This is a genomic window from Streptomyces prunicolor (assembly GCF_045162825.1).
In the GTDB taxonomy this organism is placed as follows: domain Bacteria; phylum Actinomycetota; class Actinomycetes; order Streptomycetales; family Streptomycetaceae; genus Streptomyces; species Streptomyces prunicolor.
In genome coordinates this window covers 2,198,794-2,219,283 of the sequence record NZ_CP108676.1, presented here as the reverse complement: position 1 = coordinate 2,219,283, position 20,490 = coordinate 2,198,794, and the positions used below count along the sequence as shown (strand labels likewise).

23 protein-coding genes are annotated in these 20,490 nt (G+C 69.9%); 8 read left to right on the top strand and 15 right to left on the bottom strand.

What is annotated here, in order from left to right:
• Positions 1–33: 33 nt before the first annotated feature.
• Complete coding sequence (locus OG588_RS09955; RefSeq protein WP_405946960.1) at positions 34–1,254, bottom strand: exo-beta-N-acetylmuramidase NamZ domain-containing protein; 1,221 nt, start codon at positions 1,252–1,254, stop codon at positions 34–36.
• Positions 1,255–1,413: 159 nt separating this feature from the next.
• Here OG588_RS09955 and OG588_RS09950 point away from each other — a divergent pair, with 159 nt between their 5' ends.
• From OG588_RS09950 to OG588_RS09940, 3 genes are read left to right on the top strand one after another with little or no spacing between them, the layout of a single operon-like run.
• A complete protein-coding gene (locus OG588_RS09950; RefSeq protein ID WP_405946959.1) occupies positions 1,414–2,178 on the top strand; it encodes an SDR family oxidoreductase in 765 nt (254 codons plus the stop codon).
• Positions 2,175–3,857 (top strand): class I adenylate-forming enzyme family protein, encoded by a 1,683-nt coding sequence (locus OG588_RS09945; protein WP_405946958.1) that lies wholly within the window; start codon positions 2,175–2,177, stop codon positions 3,855–3,857. Before OG588_RS09950 ends, OG588_RS09945 begins: the two co-directional genes overlap by 4 nt.
• Before the next feature lie 26 nt (positions 3,858–3,883).
• Positions 3,884–4,477, top strand: coding sequence for a TetR/AcrR family transcriptional regulator (locus OG588_RS09940; RefSeq protein ID WP_327405218.1), 594 nt, complete (start codon positions 3,884–3,886; stop codon positions 4,475–4,477).
• 21 nt (positions 4,478–4,498) lie between these two features.
• Here OG588_RS09940 and OG588_RS09935 read toward each other — a convergent pair whose 3' ends face one another.
• From OG588_RS09935 to OG588_RS09900, 8 genes are all read right to left on the bottom strand, one after another.
• The gene (locus tag OG588_RS09935) at positions 4,499–4,624 is read right to left on the bottom strand and encodes a hypothetical protein (RefSeq protein WP_405946957.1); all 126 of its coding nucleotides are present in this window, start codon (positions 4,622–4,624) and stop codon (positions 4,499–4,501) included.
• Between the two features lie 113 nt (positions 4,625–4,737).
• Entirely contained in the window at positions 4,738–5,952 is a 1,215-nt protein-coding gene (locus OG588_RS09930; protein ID WP_366097739.1) for an acyl-CoA dehydrogenase family protein, read from the bottom strand.
• Positions 5,953–5,958: 6 nt separating this feature from the next.
• Entirely contained in the window at positions 5,959–6,981 is a 1,023-nt protein-coding gene (locus OG588_RS09925; RefSeq protein ID WP_405946956.1) for a phosphotransferase family protein, read from the bottom strand.
• 179 nt (positions 6,982–7,160) lie between these two features.
• Positions 7,161–7,457 carry a hypothetical protein gene (locus OG588_RS09920; RefSeq protein ID WP_405946955.1) on the bottom strand — a complete coding sequence of 99 codons (297 nt, stop codon included), beginning with the start codon at positions 7,455–7,457 and terminating at the stop codon, positions 7,161–7,163.
• 346 nt (positions 7,458–7,803) lie between these two features.
• Complete coding sequence (locus OG588_RS09915; RefSeq protein WP_405946954.1) at positions 7,804–8,127, bottom strand: DUF202 domain-containing protein; 324 nt, start codon at positions 8,125–8,127, stop codon at positions 7,804–7,806.
• A complete protein-coding gene (locus OG588_RS09910; RefSeq protein ID WP_398853092.1) occupies positions 8,124–8,516 on the bottom strand; it encodes a YidH family protein in 393 nt (130 codons plus the stop codon). The genes OG588_RS09915 and OG588_RS09910 overlap by 4 nt, the downstream gene beginning before the upstream one ends.
• A gap of 10 nt (positions 8,517–8,526) precedes the next feature.
• Complete coding sequence (locus OG588_RS09905) at positions 8,527–9,057, bottom strand: NUDIX hydrolase (protein WP_405946953.1); 531 nt, start codon at positions 9,055–9,057, stop codon at positions 8,527–8,529.
• 42 nt (positions 9,058–9,099) lie between these two features.
• Positions 9,100–9,993, bottom strand: coding sequence for a DMT family transporter (locus OG588_RS09900; RefSeq protein ID WP_405946952.1), 894 nt, complete (start codon positions 9,991–9,993; stop codon positions 9,100–9,102).
• A gap of 421 nt (positions 9,994–10,414) precedes the next feature.
• Here OG588_RS09900 and OG588_RS09895 point away from each other — a divergent pair, with 421 nt between their 5' ends.
• The 4 genes from OG588_RS09895 to OG588_RS09880 all read left to right on the top strand — a co-directional run bounded on the left by OG588_RS09895 (position 10,415) and on the right by OG588_RS09880 (position 14,548).
• Positions 10,415–11,365 (top strand): hypothetical protein, encoded by a 951-nt coding sequence (locus OG588_RS09895; protein WP_405946951.1) that lies wholly within the window; start codon positions 10,415–10,417, stop codon positions 11,363–11,365.
• A gap of 116 nt (positions 11,366–11,481) precedes the next feature.
• Positions 11,482–13,041 (top strand): APC family permease, encoded by a 1,560-nt coding sequence (locus OG588_RS09890; RefSeq protein WP_405946950.1) that lies wholly within the window; start codon positions 11,482–11,484, stop codon positions 13,039–13,041.
• Between the two features lie 138 nt (positions 13,042–13,179).
• Positions 13,180–13,929, top strand: a complete 750-nt coding sequence (locus OG588_RS09885; protein ID WP_405946949.1) for a molybdopterin-dependent oxidoreductase — start codon at positions 13,180–13,182, stop codon at positions 13,927–13,929.
• Positions 13,913–14,548 carry a cytochrome b/b6 domain-containing protein gene (locus OG588_RS09880; protein WP_405946948.1) on the top strand — a complete coding sequence of 212 codons (636 nt, stop codon included), beginning with the start codon at positions 13,913–13,915 and terminating at the stop codon, positions 14,546–14,548. The genes OG588_RS09885 and OG588_RS09880 overlap by 17 nt, the downstream gene beginning before the upstream one ends.
• Positions 14,549–14,656: 108 nt before the next feature.
• Here OG588_RS09880 and OG588_RS09875 read toward each other — a convergent pair whose 3' ends face one another.
• From OG588_RS09875 to OG588_RS09860, 4 genes are all read right to left on the bottom strand, one after another.
• A complete protein-coding gene (locus OG588_RS09875) occupies positions 14,657–15,682 on the bottom strand; it encodes an L-idonate 5-dehydrogenase (protein WP_405946947.1) in 1,026 nt (341 codons plus the stop codon).
• A 17-nt stretch (positions 15,683–15,699) separates the two neighbouring features.
• Complete coding sequence (locus tag OG588_RS09870) at positions 15,700–16,458, bottom strand: SDR family oxidoreductase (protein ID WP_360078991.1); 759 nt, start codon at positions 16,456–16,458, stop codon at positions 15,700–15,702.
• A 10-nt stretch (positions 16,459–16,468) separates the two neighbouring features.
• Complete coding sequence (locus OG588_RS09865; protein ID WP_405946946.1) at positions 16,469–17,866, bottom strand: gluconate:H+ symporter; 1,398 nt, start codon at positions 17,864–17,866, stop codon at positions 16,469–16,471.
• 69 nt (positions 17,867–17,935) lie between these two features.
• On the bottom strand, positions 17,936–18,454 hold the full coding sequence (locus tag OG588_RS09860; protein ID WP_405946945.1) for a gluconokinase: 519 nt from the start codon (positions 18,452–18,454) through the stop codon (positions 17,936–17,938).
• 130 nt (positions 18,455–18,584) lie between these two features.
• On the opposite strand from OG588_RS09860, the gene OG588_RS09855 reads away from it, so the two are divergent.
• Positions 18,585–19,286 (top strand): FadR/GntR family transcriptional regulator, encoded by a 702-nt coding sequence (locus OG588_RS09855; RefSeq protein ID WP_019059159.1) that lies wholly within the window; start codon positions 18,585–18,587, stop codon positions 19,284–19,286.
• 21 nt (positions 19,287–19,307) lie between these two features.
• Here OG588_RS09855 and OG588_RS09850 read toward each other — a convergent pair whose 3' ends face one another.
• Positions 19,308–19,691, bottom strand: a complete 384-nt coding sequence (locus OG588_RS09850; RefSeq protein ID WP_405946944.1) for a YchJ family protein — start codon at positions 19,689–19,691, stop codon at positions 19,308–19,310.
• Between the two features lie 18 nt (positions 19,692–19,709).
• Complete coding sequence (locus OG588_RS09845; RefSeq protein WP_405946943.1) at positions 19,710–20,438, bottom strand: hypothetical protein; 729 nt, start codon at positions 20,436–20,438, stop codon at positions 19,710–19,712.
• Between the last annotated feature and the right edge of the window lie 52 nt (positions 20,439–20,490).

Genomic DNA, 20,490 nt, shown 5'->3' with positions numbered 1-20,490 from the left:
CGCTACCGGTGAAGATTGGCCATACGTCGCGACTCACTTGTAGAGGAGGTATTCAGTTCGAACCCGCCGAAAGGCCTTCAACTCCGCCTGCCAGCCCGCCACCACCTCGTCGGTACCGGCCCCAGCGTCGATCGCCGTGCGCACGCGGGCGGACCCGGTGAGCTTGTCGATCCAGTTGTCCGAGCGCCAACTGAACCCACTCCAGACCTTCTTGGCGGTCACCAGCAGCGCGATGCCGGTGCGCACGGGGTCGTACGCGGCCCGGTCGTGGATGTGGATCTGGACCCCGCCGACCGTCTTGCCCTGGAACTTGGAGAAGGTGGGCGCGAAGTAGGCCTCCCTGAAGTGCACGCCGGGCAGGCCGAGTTGATTCGCCGCAGCCGCCCAATGCCCGTCGATGCCCTCCGCGCCGAGCAGTTCGAAGGGGCGGGTGGTGCCGCGGCCCTCGGAGAGGTTCGTGCCCTCGAAGAGACAGGTCCCCGAGTACACGAGCGCGGTGTCCGGCGTCGGCATGTTGGGGCTCGGCGGTACCCAGGGGAGCGACCAGGCGTCGTAGAACTCCGAACGCTTCCAGCCCGTCATCAGGACGGTCTCCAGGGGGACGGGCTTTGGCAGGAACTCCCCGTTGAACAGCCGCGCCAGCTCGGCGACCGTCATGCCGTGTGCCTGCGCGATCGGTTGTCGGCCCACGAAGGTCGCGAACTCCCTGTGCAGGACCGGGCCTTGGGCCGATCTTCCGGTCACCGGGTTGGGGCGGTCGAGGACGACGAAGCGTTTGCCGGCCAGTTGGGCTGCCTCCATGCAGTCGTAGAGGGTCCAGATGTAGGTGTAGAAGCGGGCGCCCACGTCCTGGATGTCGAAGACGACGGTGTCCACGGCGGCGGTCTTGAAGATGTCGGCGAGTGGTTGGCCGCTCTTCAAGTACGTGTCGTAGACCGGGAGTTTGGTTGCCGGGTCGACGTAGTAGCCCTCGGAGCCGCCTGCTTGTGCGGTGCCTCGGAAGCCGTGTTCTGGGCCGAAGACCGCGGTGAGGTTCACGTGGGGGCTTGCGTGCATGACGTCGACGATGTGGTGGGCGTCTCTTGTGATGCCGGTGGGGTTGGTGACGATGCCGATTCGCTGGCCGCTGAGCTGGGCGTAGTCGTGTGCGGCGAGTTGTTCGAAGCCGGTGCGGAGGTTCTGGGGCTTCATGGTGGGTGGGGTGAGGGTTGCCGCCGGGGTTGCTGCCAGGAGGGTTCGTCTTGTGAGGGGCATGCGGGCACGGTATGGGCTGCCGCCGGTCGTTCGTAGGGTGCGACTCGGTCGTGGTTGCTCGCGCAGTTCCCCGCGCCCCTTAAGGGAAACTGCCCTTCCGGTGTTACATACCGACCGGTTAGTCTGGGCTTGCAGTGGAGCCGCAGTCGAAGGAGACCGATGGTGGAAGCCGTTCAGGGTGCCGGGGTAGTCGTCACGGGGGCCGGGGGTGGCATCGGGGCTGCGCTTGCGCGGCGGTTCGCTGCCGAAGGGGCCCGGGTCGTGGTGAACGACCTGGATGCCGACCGTGCGAAAGCCGTCGCCGATGAGATCGGGGCGATCGCCGTACCCGGGGATGCCTCTGCCGTCGTCGGTGCGGCCCGGGACGCTCTCGGTGGGACCGTCGACATCTACTGTGCCAACGCCGGGGTCGGCTCCGGTGGGTCGGAAGCGGCCGGGGAAGACGTCTGGGCGCTGGCCTGGGACGTGAACGTCATGGCTCATGTGCGGGCCGCTGAGGCCTTGATCCCGGGATGGCTGGAGCGGGGTGGCGGGCGGTTCGTGTCCACCGTGTCCGCGGCCGGGCTGCTCACCATGATCGGGGCCGCGCCCTACAGCGTCACCAAGCACGGTGCGTACGCCTTCGCCGAGTGGCTGTCGCTGACGTATCGGCACCGGGGGATCAAGGTCCACGCGATCTGTCCGCAGGGTGTGCGTACCGACATGCTGGCCGCCACTGGCAGTGCGGGTGACCTGGTGCTTCAGCCGACCGCGATTGAGCCCGATGCTGTCGCCGATGCGCTGATGAAGGGGATCGCGGAGGATCGGTTCCTGGTCCTGCCGCATCCTGAGGTCGCCGGGTACTACCAGGCCCGGGCCACCGAGCCGGATCGTTGGCTGACCACCATGAACCACATTCAGCAGAAGTGGGAGGCCGTAGAGTGACCGCCTCCCTGTATGCCGCCAAGCCCTGGCTGGGGCTGCTCAACGAGGCGCAGAAGGCGCCGATCAGCCCTCCCGACTCCCTGGTGCACGCGTTCCGCGCGGTCGCCGCCGAGCACCCGGACCGTGCCGCGCTCGCCTACTTCGACGGGCGGCTCGGCTACCGCGAGGTCGACGAGCTGAGCGACTCCGTCGCCGGGTATCTCGCCGCCCGTGGTCTGGAGCGCGGCGACCGGGCGGCGATCCTGCTGCAGAACTCGCCGCACTTCGTGCTCGCACTGCTCGGTGCCTGGAAGGCCGGCGCGATCGTCGTGCCGGTCAACCCGATGTACAAGTCGGGGGAGGTCACCCATGTCCTGCGGGACGGCGAGGTGACCGCGCTGATCTGCTCCGACCGGGCCTGGGAGTCGTATCTGCGCGAGACGGTGGCCGGGGTCGCGGAGAGCGGCTCGCCGGTGCCGATCGTGCTCACCGGGTGCGAGTTGGATTTCCAAACCCGCAACGACGCGCGCGTGCTCACCTTCGAGCGGCTCCCGCAGGCTCAGGACGCCGAGGACCTGGTGGCCGTCGCGCGGCAGCGGAACCCGGCGCCCGAGGGCCGCGACTTCGGTCCGTCCGACATCGCGCTCATCAGTTACACCTCGGGTACCAGCGGCGCCCCCAAGGGGGCCACCAACACTCACGGCAACATCATGGCCAACGCGGAACGGCAGCGGACGGGCCTGCGACTGCCCGAGGCTCCCGTCTACTTCGCGATGGCTCCGCTGTTCCACATCACCGGGATGGTCTGCGAACTCGCCGCGTGTCTCAACAGCGCGGGCCTGCTCGTCCTCGCGTACCGCTTCGAGTCGGGCGTCGTCCTCGACGCGTTCGCCGAACACCGGCCCGCCTACACCGTCGGCCCCTCGACGGCCTTCATGGCGCTCGCCGCGCACCCGGCGGTCACACCCGATCACTTCTCGTCCTTCGTGAACATCTCCTCCGGCGGCGCGCCCCTGCCGCCCGCCCTGGTGGAGAAGTTCCGGGCGGGCTTCGGGCCGTACATCCGCAACGGCTACGGCCTCACCGAGTGCACCGCGCCCTGCGCGTCCGTGCCGCAGGATCTGGAGGCGCCCGTCGACCCCGTCTCCGGGACACTGGCCGTCGGAGCGCCGGGGCCGAACACCGTCGTACGGATCGTCGACGCCCAGGGCGAGGAGGTGCCGTTCGGCGAGCAGGGCGAGATCCTCGTACGCGGGCCGCAGGTCGTGCCCGGATACTGGCAGCGGCCCGACGCCACCGCCGAGACCTTCCCGGACGGTGAGCTGCGCACCGGTGACATCGGGTTCATGGACCCGCAGGGCTGGCTGTACGTCGTCGACCGCAAGAAGGACATGATCAACGCGTCCGGGTTCAAGGTGTGGCCGCGTGAGGTCGAGGACGTGCTGTACACCCACCCGGCGGTGCGCGAGGCCGCTGTCGTCGGCGTCCCTGACGGGTATCGGGGCGAGACCGTGAAGGCGTACATCAGTCTCCGTCCGGGCGCCGAAACCGACCCCGATGAATTCGCCGTGTACTGCAAGGAGAGACTGGCCGCCTACAAGTACCCCCGCCAGGTGGAGATCCTGCCCGAGCTGCCGAAGACGGCAAGTGGGAAGATCCTCCGGCGGGAACTGCGTTCCCGGTCGCACGACAGCGAGTGAACAGCCAGAAAAGGCAGGTGGCGGCAGTGCCCAGGACGACCGACGGAGACGGGGCTCCTGTCCCGCAGCGGCTCCTCGCCGCCGCCACCCGGCTTTTCGCCGAACAAGGCTACGACCGCACCTCGGTGCAGGAGATCGTCGAGGCCGCAGGCGTCACCAAGGGGGCGCTGTACCACTACTTCGGCTCCAAGGACGACCTCCTGCACGAGGTGTACGCGCGCGTGCTGCGCGTCCAGCAGGAGCGCCTTGAGGTGTTTGCGAACGCCGACGAGCCGATCGAGAAACGGCTGCGGGCCGCGGCCGCGGACGTCGTCGTGACGACGATCGACAACCTCGACGACGCGTCGATCTTCTTCCGCTCCATGCACCACCTCAGCCCGGAGAAGAACAAGCAGGTGCGTGCCGAGCGCCGGCGCTACCACGAGCGCTTCCGCGGCCTCGTCGAGGAGGGCCAGCGCGCGGGCGTCTTCTCCACGGCGACCCCGGCGGACCTCGTCGTGGACTACCACTTCGGCTCGGTCCACCACCTGTCGACCTGGTACCGCCCCGGCGGCCCCCTGACGCCCCAGGAGGTCGCCGACCACCTGGCGGACCTGCTGATGCGGGCGCTGCGGCCGTAGTACGCCCGCACGAGTACGCCCTCACGCTTCCGGTGGGTGGGTGAGCCCCGCCTCCCGGGCCCAGGCCGCCGCCTGCGCGCGGTCGGTGACGCCCATCGGTACCTTCGGCCACACCTGCCGGCGGGGCTGGACTCTGAAGGCGAGCACGCCCAACTGGCCATCCGCCTCGGGGGAACGGGGCCGCCACGAAGGAACGGGGCTGGAAGGGTGCGCACACCGGATACACATACCGGGTGCGCGCCCCTCCAACTCCTCGCGTGCTACAGGTACTTCTTCAACTCCCGGCGGGCCAGCGACCGTTGGTGCACCTCGTCCGGGCCGTCGGCCAGCATCAGGGTGCGGGCGCTCGCGTACAGCTCGGCCAGCGGGAAGTCCTGGCTCACGCCGCCCGCGCCGTGCAGCTGGATCGCCTTGTCGAGGATGCCGACGACCGTACGCGGGGTGGCGATCTTGATCGCCTGGATCTCCGCGTGGGCGCCCTTGTTGCCGACCGTGTCCATCATCCAGGCCGTCTTCAGGACCAGCAGCCGCAGTTGCTCCACGGCCACCCGCGCGTCCGCGATCCAGTTGTGGACGACGCCCTGTTGGGCCAGCGCCTTGCCGAACGCGACGCGGGAGACGGCGCGTTGACACATCAGCTCGATCGCCCGCTCGGCCATGCCGATCAGCCGCATGCAGTGGTGGATACGGCCCGGGCCGAGGCGCGCCTGGGCGATGGCGAAGCCGCCGCCCTCCTCGCCGATCAGGTTCGTCGCCGGCACGCGCGCGTGGTCGAAGATCACCTCGGCGTGGCCGCCGTGCGAGTGGTCCTCGTAGCCGAAGACCTGCATCGCGCGCTTGACCGTGACGCCCGGGGTGTCCCGCGGGACCAGGATCATCGACTGCTGGCGGCGGATGTCCGCGCCGTCCGGGTCGGTCTTGCCCATCACGATAAAGATCTTGCAGTCCGGGTTCATCGCCCCGGAGATGTACCACTTGCGGCCCGTGATGACGTAGTCGTCGCCGTCGCGTTCGATCAGCGTGGTGATGTTCGTGGCGTCCGAAGAAGCCACCTCCGGCTCCGTCATCGCGAACGCCGAGCGGATCTCACCTGCGAGCAGTGGCTCCAGCCATTGTTTCTTCTGCTGCTCGTCGCCGAACTGGTAGAGGACTTCCATGTTGCCGGTGTCCGGCGCCGCGCAGTTCAGCGCGGTGGGCCCCAAGTGCGGGGAGCGGCCGGTGATTTCGGCGAGGGGGGCGTACTGGAGGTTGGTCAGGCCCGCGCCGTACTCGGAGTCCGGGAGGAAGAGGTTCCACAGGCCCTGCCTGCGGGCCTCCGCCTTCAACTCCCCAACGATCGCAGGGGTGTCCCAGGGGGAGGCGAGTTGTGCGCGCTGCTCCTCGGCGACCGGCTCGGCCGGGTAGACGTACTCGTCCATGAAGGCCAGGAGCTTGGCGCGCAGTTCCTCGGTGTGTGCGTCGAACGCGAAGTCCATGGTGGATCAGCCCTCCTGAAGGGTGGTCAGGCCGTGCTCGATGAAGACGGGAACCAACTCGCCGATGCGGTCGAAGCCGCGGCCGACCGTCTGGCCCAGGGTGTAGCGGTAGTGGATGCCCTCCAGGATCACGGCGAGCTTGAACCACGCGAACGCCGTGTACCAGGCGACCGACGACACGTCGCGCCCCGAGCGCGCGGCGTATCGCTCGATCAGCTCGGCCGGGGTGGGGTGGCCGGGGGCCGAAGCCGTCGTGGAAATGGGGGAGTTGGGGAGGTCCAGCGGGATGCTGTACATCACCAGCAGGCCCAGGTCGGTGAGCGGGTCGCCGAGGGTGGACATCTCCCAGTCGAGGATCGCCTTGATCTTGTCGTCCTCGCCGATCAGGACGTTGTCGAGGCGGTAGTCGCCGTGGACCACCGCTGGTGCGGGGGAGTTGGGGAGGCGGCGGCCGAGGGCCGCGTGCAACTCCTCGACGCCGGCCAGGTCCCGGTTGCGTGAAGCATCCAACTGCTTGCCCCAGCGGCGGAGTTGGCGGTCCAGGAAGCCCTCGGGGCGGCCGAAGTCCGCGAGGCCGACCTCGGCGGGGTCCACCGCGTGCAACTCGACCAGGGTGTCGACCAGTTCGAGCACCGCGCCCCGGGTGCGGTCCGCGCCGAGCGGGGCGAGGTCGTCTGCCGTGCGGTACGGGGTGCCCTCGACGAACTCCATGACGTAGAACGGCGCCCCGAGCACCTCGTCGTCGTCGCACAGGAGGATGGGTCCCGGCACCGGCACGTTCGTCGGGTGCAGGGCGCTGATCACGCGGTGCTCGCGCTTCATGTCGTGCGCGGTGGCCAGTACATGGCCGAGCGGGGGGCGCCGTACGACCCACTGCGCGGTGTCGTCGGTGACCGCGTAGGTGAGGTTCGACCGTCCGCCCTCGATCAGCCGGCCGGACAGGGCACCGGTCACCAGGCCGGGCCGCTCGCGGTCGAGCAGACCGCGCAGCCGGTCGAGATCGAGTCCGGGCGGGTGGTCGGGGCTCATACATCACTCCTGCGAGCAGAGGAACGGGTCTCCACCCATCATGCCGACCGGTCGGTATGTCGTCCAGTGGGTGAGTGAAACGTGACCGGGGCCACGATATGCCGACAGCTCCCCGCGCCGGGCGACGGGGAGCTGTGTGGGTCGGTGGTTCCGGGCCGTTGCGGGCCACGGGTGTTGGCTCAGTGGTCGTCCCAGTGGCCGTCGTGCTGGGCGTGGCGGTGGCCGTCGTGCACGTAGTCGACGTGGTCGCCGTGCAGGACGCTCTCGTGTCCGCAGTCCTGGCCGTGCTGGTGTGTGTGCTCCTGGTGGGCGATGTGGCCGCCGGGCTCGCACTCGTCCCAGTGGCCGCCGTGCTCGCGGTGCAGGTGGCCGTCGTGCGCGTAGTCGACGTGGTCCCCGTGCGGCACCGTGGCGTGGCCGCAGTCCGGGCCGTGCGCGTGGGTGTGGGCGGAGTGCTCCAGGTGAAGGGTGGTCATGGTGCTCACCTTCGGAAGTGCGGGCTGTGACTGTGACGACGGACAGGCTGCCACGGGAATCGCCCATATCGGGTGATCCGGGGTGCGTTTCGCCCGCGGGGGGTGGTGGGTGGGCGTCGTGCAGGTGTGTGGGTGGGCCCGCGTGGGTGTGTGGGTGGGTCGGGGTCGTGGCGGTACGGCGAGCCCGCCGCTGGTCGGGCCCCTCTGGTGTTGTCAGAGTTGGACGGGTTGGTGCCGGGTACGCGGCGGGCTGCGCCGTACCGCCACGACCCGCTCCCGTTTCGTCGGCGGCTGCGGGCCTGTGGTCCATTCCGGGTTCCGGCTCGTACGGTTCCGGATCTGGTCCTCAGTACACGAGCACCGCCGCGCACGCCGCTACGGCCACCGTGCACAGCACTGCCGTGGTGGCGTGCCGTGGGGTCAGGGGTGGGGGTGTTCCGCCTGCCGCGAGGGTGTTGATGCGGTGGTGGGCCACGGTCAGGAAGGCCAGCCAGAGTGCGCAGCACAGGGCGCAGATGATGACGCCCTCGGCCCGGATGCCGCCGTGCAGTGCTGCCTTCGCGGCCAGGACGGCGGCCACCGTGCTCGACAGGGTCGTACGGCGCCAGGCCAGTCGGGTGCGTTCGGGCTGGAGGCCCGGGTCGCGGTCCGGGGCCGGGGGGCGGGTCATCCGGCCCAGCCCGCCAGGACTACGACGACCATCGCCACGGCCACGATCGCCACGGCGATGCTCAGCAGTGCCGGGAAGCGGGACACCGGCAGGTCCTCGCCCCGGCGCATCGCCCGTTCGCAGCGCACCCAGTGGTTGACCGCGCGGAGGGAGCACAGGACGCCCGCCGCCAGGAGCGCCAGAGCCAGCCCGACCCGCCAGGCCCAGCGCAGGTGTGGCAGGAACTGGTCCACCGCGAAGCCCCCGCCGATCAGCGCGAGCGCGGTGCGCAGCCAGGCCAGGAAGGTGCGCTCGTTGGCCAGCGAGAATCGGTAGTCGGGTGTCGTGCCCTCGTCGCTGATGTGGTGGGGCTCGAACCACAGCCGGACGTTCCGTGCAAAATCGATCACGGGCAGGACCCTATCCGGCCGTTTCTGTCTGGTCTTTCCGGTGCTCCTTGAGGCGGGCGTAGGCCGTCATGCCGTCCGGTACCCACTCCCAGTCGTTCAGCCGTTGTTCGATCTCCTTCTCCTCCAGGAAGTCGTGCCAGGCGACCTCCTCGACCTGTGGGCTGACCGGCAGCTCGCAGTGGACCTCGTACACCGCCGACCACCAGGTCTGCCCGGCACCGTCGTCGTACAGGAACTTGAAGAGGGGGGTGGGGTGGGGGAGGCCCTCGACGCCCAGTTCCTCCTCCGCCTCGCGCAGGGCCGCCTCGTCGTAGGACTCGCCCGCGCCCACCACTCCGCCGACGAACATGTCGTAGAGGGAGGGGAAGACGAGTTTGGTGGGGGTGCGGCGGTGGACGAAGACGTGGCCGTGTGCGTCTCGGGCCTGGATGAAGACCGCGCGGTGGCGGAGGCCCTGTGCGTAGGCCTCGCCTCGTGGGGACTGGCCGATGACCTGGTCGTGTTCGTCGACTATGTCGAGGATTTCGTCAGCTGGGTTCATGCCCCCATCAAACAGGGGGTGTGGCGCGGTGTGGTGTGGTGGTCAGTGCGGCTGTAGGGCCGGTGCCGGTTTTGGCTTTGTCGTGCCGCGGGGCATCGCGGGGTGCATGCCCAGGAGCAGGATGCCTACGACGATTCCGGCGAGGCCCACCGCCTCCCAGGCCAGCGCTCCCGTGTCGGCGCGCAGGCGGTCGCCCAGGAAGCCCACTCCGCAGATGATCCCGGCGAGGGGCTGGGCCGCGGTGAGGGCCGGCAGGGACATGCGCAGGGGAGCTGTTTCGAACGCGCTCTGTACGAGGACCAGGCCGGTCACGCCGAGTGCGAGTACGCCGTACGGCTGCCAGCCCGTGAGGAGTTCGGTGAGGCCGCCCTCGGTGAAGCGTTGGCCGCTGACCCGGGTGAGCGCGTCCTGGACGCCGTAGAGGAGGCCGGCCGCCAGGGCCAGGAGGACCGGGGCCGAGCTGAGGCGGGAGCGTTTGGCGTACGTCGTGAGGAGGAGGGCGAGGCCCACCATGACGCCGATGATCAGCCAGTGGCGGAACGGGTCGGTGACGGCTGTGCCGCTGCGTGGTTCGCCCGCGACGATGAAGGTCGTGACGCCGCCCGCCAGGAGCGCGAGGCCCGCCCAGCCCTGGCGGCCCAGGGGCTGTCGGGTCTGCTTGCGGGAGAGGGTCAGGGCGAAGAGGAGGTTCGTCGCGAGGAGGGGTTCCACGAGGGAGACCTCGCCCTTGCTGAGTGCTATCGCGCCGAGCACCATGCCCGCGATCATCAGGCCGATGCCGCCCAACCAGCGTGGTACCCGCATCAGGTCGAGGAGCAGCCTGGGGGAGAGGAAGTCGCTCAGGGGTGCCTGCTGGGCCACGTTCTGCTGGAGCACGAACCCGAAGCCGAGGCAACAGGCCGCGCTCACGGAGAGCATCAGAACCAGAAGGGACACGCGCGTACCTCGATCGTCAGGCCGGGCTACGGGATGCGTTTGGGCGACTGTAGCGCCCCAGGGCCCGGCTTGCCCCTGGGAGTACCCGGAAGCGGGCGGTTGCTCCGGTCACGATGCTCTGACGACCGTGGGCACGATCGGAGGCTGCGGCGGGACCGTGCTGCCATGGTCCGCCGCCGCGCGCCCGAGCGCCATGGCCTACGCCACATCGGTGACCCGCGAACGTCGGCGAGCGTACTGCTCCCCAGGGGGCGGATTCAGCCACTTCAGCCACAAGTGCCGCACGCGCAACGGAAGTTGACAGGTGTAACGGCAGTACAGCACTTGACGTGAAGGATTGGTGGAAGGTTTGCTGTGCGTGATCGGCCGATGGCATGCCGATGTCCCGCTGCGTCGCGTCAAGAACGTGAGGAATACCCGGGTGTCCCCACCCCCGCCACCCCTCGGACGCCGCCACAAGCGTGCGTCCCAGGCTTTCGACGCCGCGCTCGACGACGATCAACTCGTCGCCGCACGGGCCGCGTTGGCCCAGGGGCGCTGGCAGGTGGCGCGCGGACTGCTCGCCCAGACGGGCGACGACTGGGACCTGCGCGCCCACCGGGTCACCGTCCTCGCCCTGGAGTCCTCCACCGCCGCCTGGGCCCGCGACTGGCTGCTCGCCGAACCCGAGTCCGCCGACGCCTCCGTCCTGCTCGCCGTGGCCCTGGTGCACCGTGTGCTCGCGGGCAAGGAGAAGCCGGTCCGCGCCCGCGAGGCCTGCCGTACTGCGGCTGCCCGGCTGCCCGACGATCCGACGCCGTGGCTCGGACTGCTCCTTCTGGAGCACACCCTCGGTACGGATGAGGGTGTCGTCCAGCTCTTCGACGAGGTCCGCCATCGGTACGCCGACCATCACCACGCCCACCATCTGATGGTGGCCCGGCTCGCGGAGCGCCGTGCGGCCGCGGGCGTCGACCCGCTGCACGAGGTCTACGACTTCGCCTACTGGGCCGCCGAACAGGCTCCCGCCGACTCCCCGCTCGCGATCCTGCCGGTCGTCGCGCACGCCGAGCGCTACCGCGTACTGGCCGCCGCCGGTCTGGAACCCGCCGACCCGGCCGCCTCCGGGCACTGGACCGGACGCCGGGCCCGGCAGGTGATGAAGGCCGCCTTCGACTGGTGGCTGGAGTGGGAGCACGAAGGGCATCCGCGCCGACTGGTCGACCTCAACTTCCTCGCCCACGCCAAGTCCTGCGAGGGGCGCGGCGCCGAGGCCGCCGCCCTGTTCCACCGCATCGGGGAACACCCGACCCCGGCCCCGTGGTCCTACCCGGACCGCGACCCGCTCACCGCCTTCCGTGCCGCACGCGACTGCGCGCTCGGGACGTCGTAACGCCCCCGTACCAACGATTCGGCAGCGATGAAACGCACCCGTAGCAACGCTGCCGTAGCGAAGTAACGCGACCGTAGCAACGCCCCCGTAGCGACCCCGAAAGGACGTTCCCCGCCATGACGACGGGCAGTTCCAGCACGAGCAGCGCCACCTCGGACGGTGGCGGCACCAGTAGCGGTATCAGCACGTTCAGGGGGCAGGAGCGCGCCCTGCGCGCCGACCGTCTCGGCACCGGGGGCCTGCTGCTCTCCGTGCTCGCGGCGACCGCGCCCCTCATGGTGGTCGCGGGTGTCATGCCCACCACATTCGCGGTGATGGGCATCGAAGGACAGCCGCTCCTCTTCGTCCTTCTCGGCGTCGTCCTGGTCCTCTTCAGCGTCGGCTACGCCGAGATGAGCCGGCACGTCCACAACGCGGGCGCCTTCTACGCGTACATCTCCCGCGGCCTCGGCGGCACCGCGGGCGCGAGTGCGGCCCTGGTGGCGCTCGTCGCGTACAACGCCCTCCAGGTCGGCATCTACGGCATCTTCGGCTTCGAGGTCTCCGGACTGTTCTCCACCTACGCCGACCTCCAAGTCGCCTGGTGGATACCGGCGTTGGTGGCCGTGCTCGCCGTCGGCGCGCTCGGCTGGCTGAAGATCGACGTCAACGCGCGCGTACTCGGCGTCCTGCTGATCATCGAGGTCGCGCTCGTCGTCATCTTCGACATCGCGGCCGTCGGCGACCCCGCCAAGGAGGGCCTGTCCCTGCACGCCTTCAACCCGGACACCCTCAGCGGCGCCGGCGTCGGCACCGCCCTGTGCTTCTGCATCGCCGCGTTCCTCGGCTTCGAACAGGCCCCGGTGTACGCCGAGGAGACCAGCCGCCCGCACATCCTGGTGCCGCGCGTGATGTTCCTCGCGGTCAGCGGCGTCGCCGTGTTCTTCGCGCTCACCTGCTGGGCGCTCACCGTCGCGACGGGGCCCTCCCAGATCATCGGCGTCTCCCAGAAGCAGAGCGCCGGACTGCTCTTCTACCTCACCGATTCCCGCCTCGGCGGCACCTTCACCGACGTGCTCCACATCCTGTTCGTCACCGGCATGTTCGCGGCCATGCTCAGCTTCCACAACGTCGTCGCCCGCTACGCCTTCGCCATGGGCCGCGAGGGCCTGCTGCCGTCCGCCTTCGGCCGTACGACGAGCGCGAGCGGCGCCCCGGCCACCGGTTCGCTGCTCCAGACCGCCGTGTCCGCCGTGATCGTGATCGCCTTCGCGATCGCCGACGACAAGCCCACCGGCGACCCCACCGAACCCGTCCTGCACCTGTTCACCTGGTTCGGCAACATCGGCGCCCTCGGCGTGATCCTGCTGATGGCCACCGCCTCCCTCTCGGTGATCGTCTTCTTCGCCCGCCGCGGCTCCGCCCGCGCCCAGGCCTGGCGGCTGGTCACCTCCGCGCTGTCCGGCATCGCCCTCGTCGTCATCGCCGTCTACACGGTCAAGGACTTCGACGTCCTGGTCGGCGCGGGCCCCGGCTCCTCCCTGAGCTGGATCCTGCCCGGCATCATCGTCCTGGCCCTGCTCGTCGGCCTGGCCCAGGGCCTGCTCCTGCGCTCCCGCAACCCCGAGGCGCACGCCCGGATCGGGCTCGGCAACGAGGCGTTCCAGCTGGAGAAGGCGGCGGGCGAGGCGTCGTAGCGCGTCCCCGTTCTTCGAGCGGTTCTCCGAGAAGTCTTCGGGCGGTTCTCTGAGAAGCACGTAAGAAGTGGTTACGGAAGTCTGACGGGCACCCGCTATCCCTGGCCCCGCCGGGGTCGCGGGTGTTCGAATGACTGCGTGAAACCTGAACAACCCGAGCCCGAGCCCGAGGGTGCCGAGAAAGCGGAAGGCCGGCCGTTCGGCCGCCGGGTCCTCCTGGGCACCCTCGGCCTGGGCGCCCTCGGCGTCGTCACCGCGCCCGCCCTCCAGAACGCCATGGACGGCTTCCTCGGTGCCGTCTCCGGCAAGGACCCCACCGGCCTGACCGGACTGCTCCCGAACGGCGGCGGCTTCCGCTACTACTCGGTCACCGCGTCCGTGCCGAACAAGAACGCCGAGAACTACCGGCTGACCATCGACGGCCTGGTCGACAAGCCGACGTCCTACACGCTGGCCGACCTGCGCGCGCTGCCGCAGACCCGGCTGGTCAAGGACGTCCAGTGCGTCACCGGCTGGCGGGTCCCCGGGACCCCCTTCGAGGGGGTGCGCCTGTCCCGGCTCCTGGACGCGGCGGGAGTGCGTGCCAAGGCCGGGGCGGTGCGCTTCACCTGCTTCGACGGCGCCTACACGGAGAGCCTCACCCTCGACCAGGCCCGGCGCTCCGACATCCTGGTCGCGCTGCGTATGCAGGACAAGCCCCTGAGCCACGACCACGGCGGCCCGGTCCGCCTCTACGTCGCGCCCATGTACTTCTACAAGTCCGCCAAGTGGCTCTCCGGCATCACGGTCACCGAGCATGTGAAGCCCGGCTACTGGGAGGATCGGGGCTACGACGTCGACGCCTGGGTCGGCAAGTCGAACGGACGCGACGATGCCCCTACGAACTGAAGCCCACGCCCCGCAGACGGAACCCTCGGCCCGCGTCCGCCGCTTCGGCGGCACCGAACGCTGGGTGCACCGGACGACGGCCGCGCTGATGGGCATCTGCGTGGCCACGGCGGCCTGCCTGTACATCCCGGAGTTCGCCGAACTCGTCGGCCGCCGTGAACTCGTCGTCCGCATCCACGAGTTGGCCGGAATTGCCCTCCCCGTCCCCGTCCTCTTCGGCCTGTTCTCCCGCGGCTTCCGCGTCAACCTCGGCTTCCTCAACCGTTTCGGCCCGCACGACCGGGTCTGGCTGCGCGGCGCCCTGATGCGCGACAAACGCCGATCGGCGCGCCCCGCGGGCAAGTTCAACGCCGGCCAGAAGATCTACGCCAACTGGATCGCCGGTGCCACGCTGGTCATGCTCGGCACGGGCCTGATGATGTGGTTCACCCACCTCACCCCGATCATGTGGCGCACCAGCGCGACCTTCGTCCACGACTGGCTCGCCCTGACGATCGGCATCGTGCTGGGCGGACACATCGGCATGGCCCTTGGCGACCCGGAGGCGAGGGCGGGCTTGCGCACGGGGTCGGTGAGCAGGGAGTGGGCGAAGCGGGAACACCCGCTCTGGAAGCCGTAGCGCTCCGCTGAGAGGCCGTTTTTTGTCTGCGGCGGCGTCGTGGCTGGTCGCGCCCACGTGGCGGAGCCGCATATCGATACAGCCCCGCACCCCTTTGGGGCGCGCTGGTCAGCCCCTGAAATCCAGCAGTACCTTGCACGACCGGCTCCGATCGGCCGCCAGGGCGAACGCCGACTCCGCGTCCCGGACCGGCACCACCGCACTGACCAGGGCGTCGAACGCGGGCTCCACGGCAAGGAGTTGGAGCGCGTCGTTGAACTCCTCGTCGAAGCGGAAAGCACCCCGCAGCTCTATCTCCCGGCTGACGACCAGGTTCCCCGCGAAGGGACTCTGCCCCGGCGGCAGCATCCCGAGCTGCACGACCACCCCGCCCCGCCGCACGAGCCGCAGACAGGTGTCGAGGCCGGCCGCCACTCCGGACGCCTCGATCGCGACGTCCACCTCGGACGGCCACCCGGAGTCGTCCAGGTCATCGGCCCGTACGACGGTGTCGGCGCCGGCCGCCGTGGCGTACCGAAGTGCCGCCGGGAGCAGGTCGGTCACCGTCACCCGGGCCGCGCCGGCCGCCTTCGCCGCCGCGACGACCAGGCAGCCGATCGGGCCCGCGCCGGTGACCAGTACATGGCGTCCGGTCACGTCCCCGGCCCGTCGTACGGCGTGCAGCGCGACGGAGAGCGGCTCGGCGAGGGCGGCCCGGCGCAGCTCAAGGCCCGCCGGGATCGCCCTCAACTGGTCCGCGGGGACGGTGACTTGGGCCGCGAATCCGCCCTGTACGTGCGGGAAGCGGGCCGCGCTGCCCAGGTACGCGGTGTCCCGGCACACGTTCCGGCGACCGTCCACGCACTCGGGGCACACCCCGCACGGAGTCGCCGGGTGCACCGCAACCGCCGTACCAGGAACGGGACCTGTGGCACCGGGGCCGTAGGAGACGACCGTGCCGACCACTTCGTGGCCGAGCAGCATCGGTTCCTTGAGGCGGAAGTCGCCGACGCCGCCGTGGCGCCAGTAGTGGAGGTCGGAGCCGCAGACGCCGCCGTAGCGGACGGCGACCAGGGCCTGGCCGGGGCCGGGCTCCGGGACCGTCAACTCGTCGACCCGCAGGTCGTCCTGACCATGAATCACACAACCCAGCATGTCCGGACTCTCTTTCTCTACAGCACGCTCGTCATGCCGCCGTCGACGTAAAGGATCTGTCCGCTCACGAAGTCCGCGGCGGGCGACGCCAGGAACAGCACCCCGCCGACCAGGTCGTCCGTGGTGCCCCAGCGGCCGGCCGGGGTCCGCTTGCGCACCCAGGCGCTGAACTCCTCGTCCTGGACCAGGGGTTGGGTCAGTTCCGTCTCGATGTAGCCGGGGCCGAGACCGTTGACCTGCACGCCGCTCGGGCCCCAGTCCGCGCACATGCCCTTGGTGAGCATCTTCAGGGCGCCCTTGGTGGCCGCGTAGGGCGCGATGCCGGGGCGGACCACCTCGCTCTGGAGCGAGCAGATGTTGATGATCTTCCCGTGCCCGCGTTCCGTCATCCGGCGGGCCGTCTCACGGCCGACCAGGAACGCGCTGGTGAGGTTGGTGTCGATGATGCGGTGCCAGTCGGAGTCGGTGAACTCCAGGAGCGGGGCGCGCAGTTGCATGCCCGCGTTGTTCACCAGGATGTCGAGCGGGCCGACCCGGTCCTCGACGTCCGCGATACCGGCGGCTACTGACGGACCGTCGGTCACGTCGAAGGCGGCCGTGTGGACCTCGCCGGGCAGTCCGGCGGCGGCCTTGGTGAGGCGTTCGCCGTCCCGGCCGTTCAGGACGACCGTGCAGCCGGCCTCCAACAGGCCCTGCGCCAGGGCGAGTCCGATGCCCCGGCTGGAACCGGTGACCAGGGCCGTACGGCCACTGATGTCGAAAAGTGGATGACTCATTCCCGTACCCCTAGATGATCAGTGAGAGGAGGAGGACCAGTCCGCCGGCGACGACCGAGATGATCGTCTCCATGACGGACCAGGTCTTGAGGGTCTGGCCGACGCTCAGGCCGAAGTACTCCTTCACCAGCCAGAAACCGGCGTCGTTGACATGGCTGAAGAAGAGCGAGCCCGCGCCGATCGCCAGCACCAGCAGAGCGGTGTGGGCGCTCGACATGTCGGCGGCCAGCGGGGCGACCAGACCGGCCGCCGAGATGGTGGCCACCGTCGCCGAACCGGTCGCCAGCCGGATCGCCACCGCGATCAGCCAGGCCAGCAGCAGCGCCGGGATCGACCAGTCCTTGGAGATGTCCAGGATCATCTGGCCGACACCGGAGTCGATCAGCGTCTGCTTGAAGCCGCCGCCCGCGCCGACGATGAGGAGGATGCCCGCGATCGGCATCAGCCCTTTCTCGACGGTCGAGGACAGCCGCTCTTTGGTGAAGCCGGCCGGGCGGCCCAGCGTGAACATGCCGACGATGACGGCCGCGAGCAGCGCGATCAGCGGCGAGCCGATGACGTCGAAGACGCGTTGGACGGTGTGCTCGGGGTCGTCCACGACGATGTCGACCAGCGCCTTGGAAAGCATCAGCACGACCGGCAGCAGGATCGTGGCGAGGGTCGCGCCGAAGCCGGGACGGTTCTCCAGGTCCTCGGAGGGTCGGGCGGGGATCATGCGCTCAGGAGCCTGTACGTCCACCCAGCGGGCGGCGACCTTCGAGAACAGCGGCCCCGCGATGATCACGGTCGGGATCGCGACCAGCACGCCGAGCGCGAGGGTCAGACCGAGGTTGGCCTTGAGCGCGTCGACGGCGACCAGCGGCCCGGGGTGCGGCGGAATGAGGCCGTGCATGACCGACAGGCCCGCGAGCGCCGGGATGCCGATCCGCATGAGCGAGTAGTTGCCGCGCTTGGCGACCATCAGCACGACCGGGATCAGCAGCACGATGCCGACCTCGAAGAACAGCGGCAGCCCGATCACCGAGGCGATCAGGACCATCGCCCACGGCATCGACCGGGGACTGGCCTTCGCGAGGATCGTGTCGACGATCTGGTCGGCGCCGCCCGAGTCGGAGAGCAGCTTGCCGAGGATCGCGCCCAGCGCGATCAGCACGCCCACACCGGCGACGGTCGAGCCGAGCCCGGTGGTGAAGCTGGTGATGGCCTTGTCCAGCGGCGCCCCGGCGAACGCGCCGAGCGCGAGCGAGCCGATGGTCAGCGCCAGGAAGGCGTGCATCTTGAACTTGGTGATGAGCAGGACGATGACGGCGATGCCCGCCAGTACGGCGATGCCCAGCTGAGCGTGGCCGGCCGAGGTGATGGGCTCGACGGGGTCCGCTGCCAGCATCTCGACGCTGAGTCTGGTCACGGTGGATTCCTTGCGGATACGGGGAGTTGGGGTGACAGGCGGTACTGGAACGTGGAGTGACGGGCGGTTCTAGGAGGTCGGCTCGGGAACCTGTGCGAGCGCGGCCGTCGCCCGCTCGGCGATCTGCTCCGGACTGCCGCCGACATCCACGGCGACTCCGGCCTCGTCGGCCTCCAGCGGCTGGAGCGTGGCGAACTGCGAGTCGAGCAGCGCGGTCGGCATGAAGTGCCCGTGCCGGTGCGCCATCCGGTCCTCGATGAGGGTGCGGTCGCCGGTGAGGTGCACGAAGACGACCCCGGGAGCGGCGGCCCGCAGCCGGTCGCGGTACGACCGCTTCAGCGCTGAGCTGCTGACGACGCCGCCGAGCCCCGCGCGCCCGTGTGCCCAGCCGCCGATGGCGTCCAGCCACGGCCAGCGGTCCTCGTCGGTCAGCGGGACGCCGGCCGACATCTTGGCGATGTTGGCCTGCGGGTGGAAGTCGTCGCCCTCGGCGTACGGAACGCCGAGCCGGGCCGCGAGCAGGGGACCGATGGTGGTCTTCCCGGTGCCCGCGACGCCCATGACCACGACGACATGGGGGGTACGCATCGCTGCCTCACTGTCTCCGTCGACACCTGATGTCGATCCCACTGAAACCGATTAGGTACGACGAATTCAAGAGTCTGTGACATATAAGTCTGACTTTTTGGTTCCGTGATGTGCACCGTACGCTGAGTGCATGACCACTCCGGGCCGCGGCTTGCACGGCCGTGTACTCGACTCCCTCGGCCCCGCCATCACCGCGGGCGAGTACCCGCCGGGCAGTGTCCTGCGCACGGACGAGCTCGCCAAGGACTTCGAGGTGTCCCGCTCCGTGATGCGCGAGGCGGTCCGCGTTCTCGAATCCATGCACCTGGTCGAGTCCCGCCGCCGCGTGGGCGTCACCGTACGGCCCAAGGCCGCGTGGAACGTCTACGACCCGCAGGTCATCCGCTGGCGCCTGGCCGGCGCCGACCGCCCGCAGCAACTGCGCTCACTCACGGTGCTGCGCTCAGCGGTCGAGCCGATCGCGGCCGGCCTGGCCGCCAAGTTCGCCACGGCGGAACAGTGCGCGGAACTCACCGAGTGCGCGATCGGCATGGTCGCCAACTCCCGCGGCCACAAACTGGAGGCCTACCTCGTCCACGACGTGGCCTTCCACCGGGTGATCCTGGCCGCCTCCGGCAATGAGATGTTCGCCCGGCTCGGCGACGTCGTCACCGAGGTCCTGGCCGGCCGCACCCACCACGAGGTCATGTTCGAGGACCCCGACCCGGCCGCCGTCACCCTGCACGTCCAGGTCGCGGAGGCGGTCCGCGAGGGCGACGCCCTCCGCGCGGAGACCCTGACCCGCGAGATCACGGTCGGGGCGCTTCAGGAACTGGACATCCTGGCGCCGTAGAGCCTCGGTCTCCGCAGCTGCTCAGTCGTCGATGAACTCCCCGTCGAGGTACACCCAGGCCCCGTCGACCCGCTCGAACCGGCTGCGCTCATGGATCGCGCCGCCCTTGTAGGACGCCCGGAACGTCACGGTCCCCGCCGAGTGGAACGCCGTCCCGCCACCCGTCTCCAGGATCTCCAGCCCGGTCCACCGCATCCCCGGGTCGAGATCGAGGGGGTCGGCGGGGCGCGTCCGAGGATGCCAACTGCGCAGCAGATAGGGCGCGTTCAGCCGCACGAAGGCGGTGTAGCGCGAGCGCATCAGCGCCTCGGCGGTGGGGGCGGTGGCGGGGCCTGAGTGGTAGCGGCCGCAGCACTCTTCGTAGGGCTGGGGGAGGCCGCAGGGGCAGTTGGTGCGTGGGGTCATGGGCATATTGTGCCGGGGCTACGTTCGCGGGCGTTCGGGGGTGACGCGGAGTGGCAGCCGGACGTAGGCGTCCTCGGGCAGCCTCATCTCCTTGTCGCGCGTGAGAGTCGCGCAGGCCAGGAGGGGCAACGGCTCGCCGCCAGGAGGATCACTCTCCTCGTGCGCGGGTGCCGCACCGACGAACTGGACGAGGAGGGCGCCGGTGACCCGGGTCCCGATCTGTTTCACGAAGTTCGCCGGGAGCGTCCACTCGACTCCCTGGTGCAGGATCCCGGCGAGGCTGCGGTGCACTCTCTTGACGTACCACTCCTCGTCCGGCATCTGGGGCGCGCTGCGTGCCCTCAAGTGGGCCGCGGCGGACGTGATCGCGTTGAGTTCGGGGAAACCGACCAGGTCGGCCGTGAGCTTGCCGGCGGTCTCCAGTACCGGGCCGGCCGCCCGTAGATCCCTGGCCAGAGTGGTCCGCCACGCCCGCTCGTCCGCCACCGGCGGCAGGTGGTACACGATGGCCTGGACGTCCTTCACCCGCCAACCGCCCATGGCGGGGAACAGCAGCGTGACCTTCGCGTCCGGCGCGTGCTCCGTGTACCCGAGCGTCCAGACGTAGAGATACCCCGTGAAAGGGGTCGCCCTGTCCGATCCCGTGGCGAACATCTGCTCCAGCGGGACGGATTGCGGCTCGGTCTCCCCGTAGACCTCCAGCCATTCACCCGTCTCCGCGCGCCCTCGGGCCCATGCGGCTGCCATGACCTCACCCCCGTGAAAGCACTTGATACTCCGTCAGTTCCCCACCCGCAAC

Excerpts from the sequence above, each read along its gene's own strand:
- OG588_RS09955 (WP_405946960.1), bottom strand. The coding sequence starts at position 1,254 with ATGCCCCTCACAAGACGAACCCTCCTGGCAGCAACCCCGGCGGCAACC.
- OG588_RS09950 (WP_405946959.1), top strand. The coding sequence starts at position 1,414 with ATGGTGGAAGCCGTTCAGGGTGCCGGGGTAGTCGTCACGGGGGCCGGG.
- OG588_RS09930 (WP_366097739.1), bottom strand. The coding sequence starts at position 5,952 with ATGGACTTCGCGTTCGACGCACACACCGAGGAACTGCGCGCCAAGCTC.
- OG588_RS09925 (WP_405946956.1), bottom strand. The coding sequence starts at position 6,981 with ATGAGCCCCGACCACCCGCCCGGACTCGATCTCGACCGGCTGCGCGGT.
- OG588_RS09920 (WP_405946955.1), bottom strand. The coding sequence starts at position 7,457 with ATGACCACCCTTCACCTGGAGCACTCCGCCCACACCCACGCGCACGGC.
- OG588_RS09915 (WP_405946954.1), bottom strand. The coding sequence starts at position 8,127 with ATGACCCGCCCCCCGGCCCCGGACCGCGACCCGGGCCTCCAGCCCGAA.
- OG588_RS09905 (WP_405946953.1), bottom strand. The coding sequence starts at position 9,057 with ATGAACCCAGCTGACGAAATCCTCGACATAGTCGACGAACACGACCAG.
- OG588_RS09890 (WP_405946950.1), top strand. The coding sequence starts at position 11,482 with ATGACGACGGGCAGTTCCAGCACGAGCAGCGCCACCTCGGACGGTGGC.
- OG588_RS09880 (WP_405946948.1), top strand. The coding sequence starts at position 13,913 with ATGCCCCTACGAACTGAAGCCCACGCCCCGCAGACGGAACCCTCGGCC.
- OG588_RS09875 (WP_405946947.1), bottom strand. The coding sequence starts at position 15,682 with ATGCTGGGTTGTGTGATTCATGGTCAGGACGACCTGCGGGTCGACGAG.
- OG588_RS09870 (WP_360078991.1), bottom strand. The coding sequence starts at position 16,458 with ATGAGTCATCCACTTTTCGACATCAGTGGCCGTACGGCCCTGGTCACC.
- OG588_RS09860 (WP_405946945.1), bottom strand. The coding sequence starts at position 18,454 with ATGCGTACCCCCCATGTCGTCGTGGTCATGGGCGTCGCGGGCACCGGG.
- OG588_RS09855 (WP_019059159.1), top strand. The coding sequence starts at position 18,585 with ATGACCACTCCGGGCCGCGGCTTGCACGGCCGTGTACTCGACTCCCTC.
- OG588_RS09850 (WP_405946944.1), bottom strand. The coding sequence starts at position 19,691 with ATGACCCCACGCACCAACTGCCCCTGCGGCCTCCCCCAGCCCTACGAA.
- OG588_RS09845 (WP_405946943.1), bottom strand. The coding sequence starts at position 20,438 with ATGGCAGCCGCATGGGCCCGAGGGCGCGCGGAGACGGGTGAATGGCTG.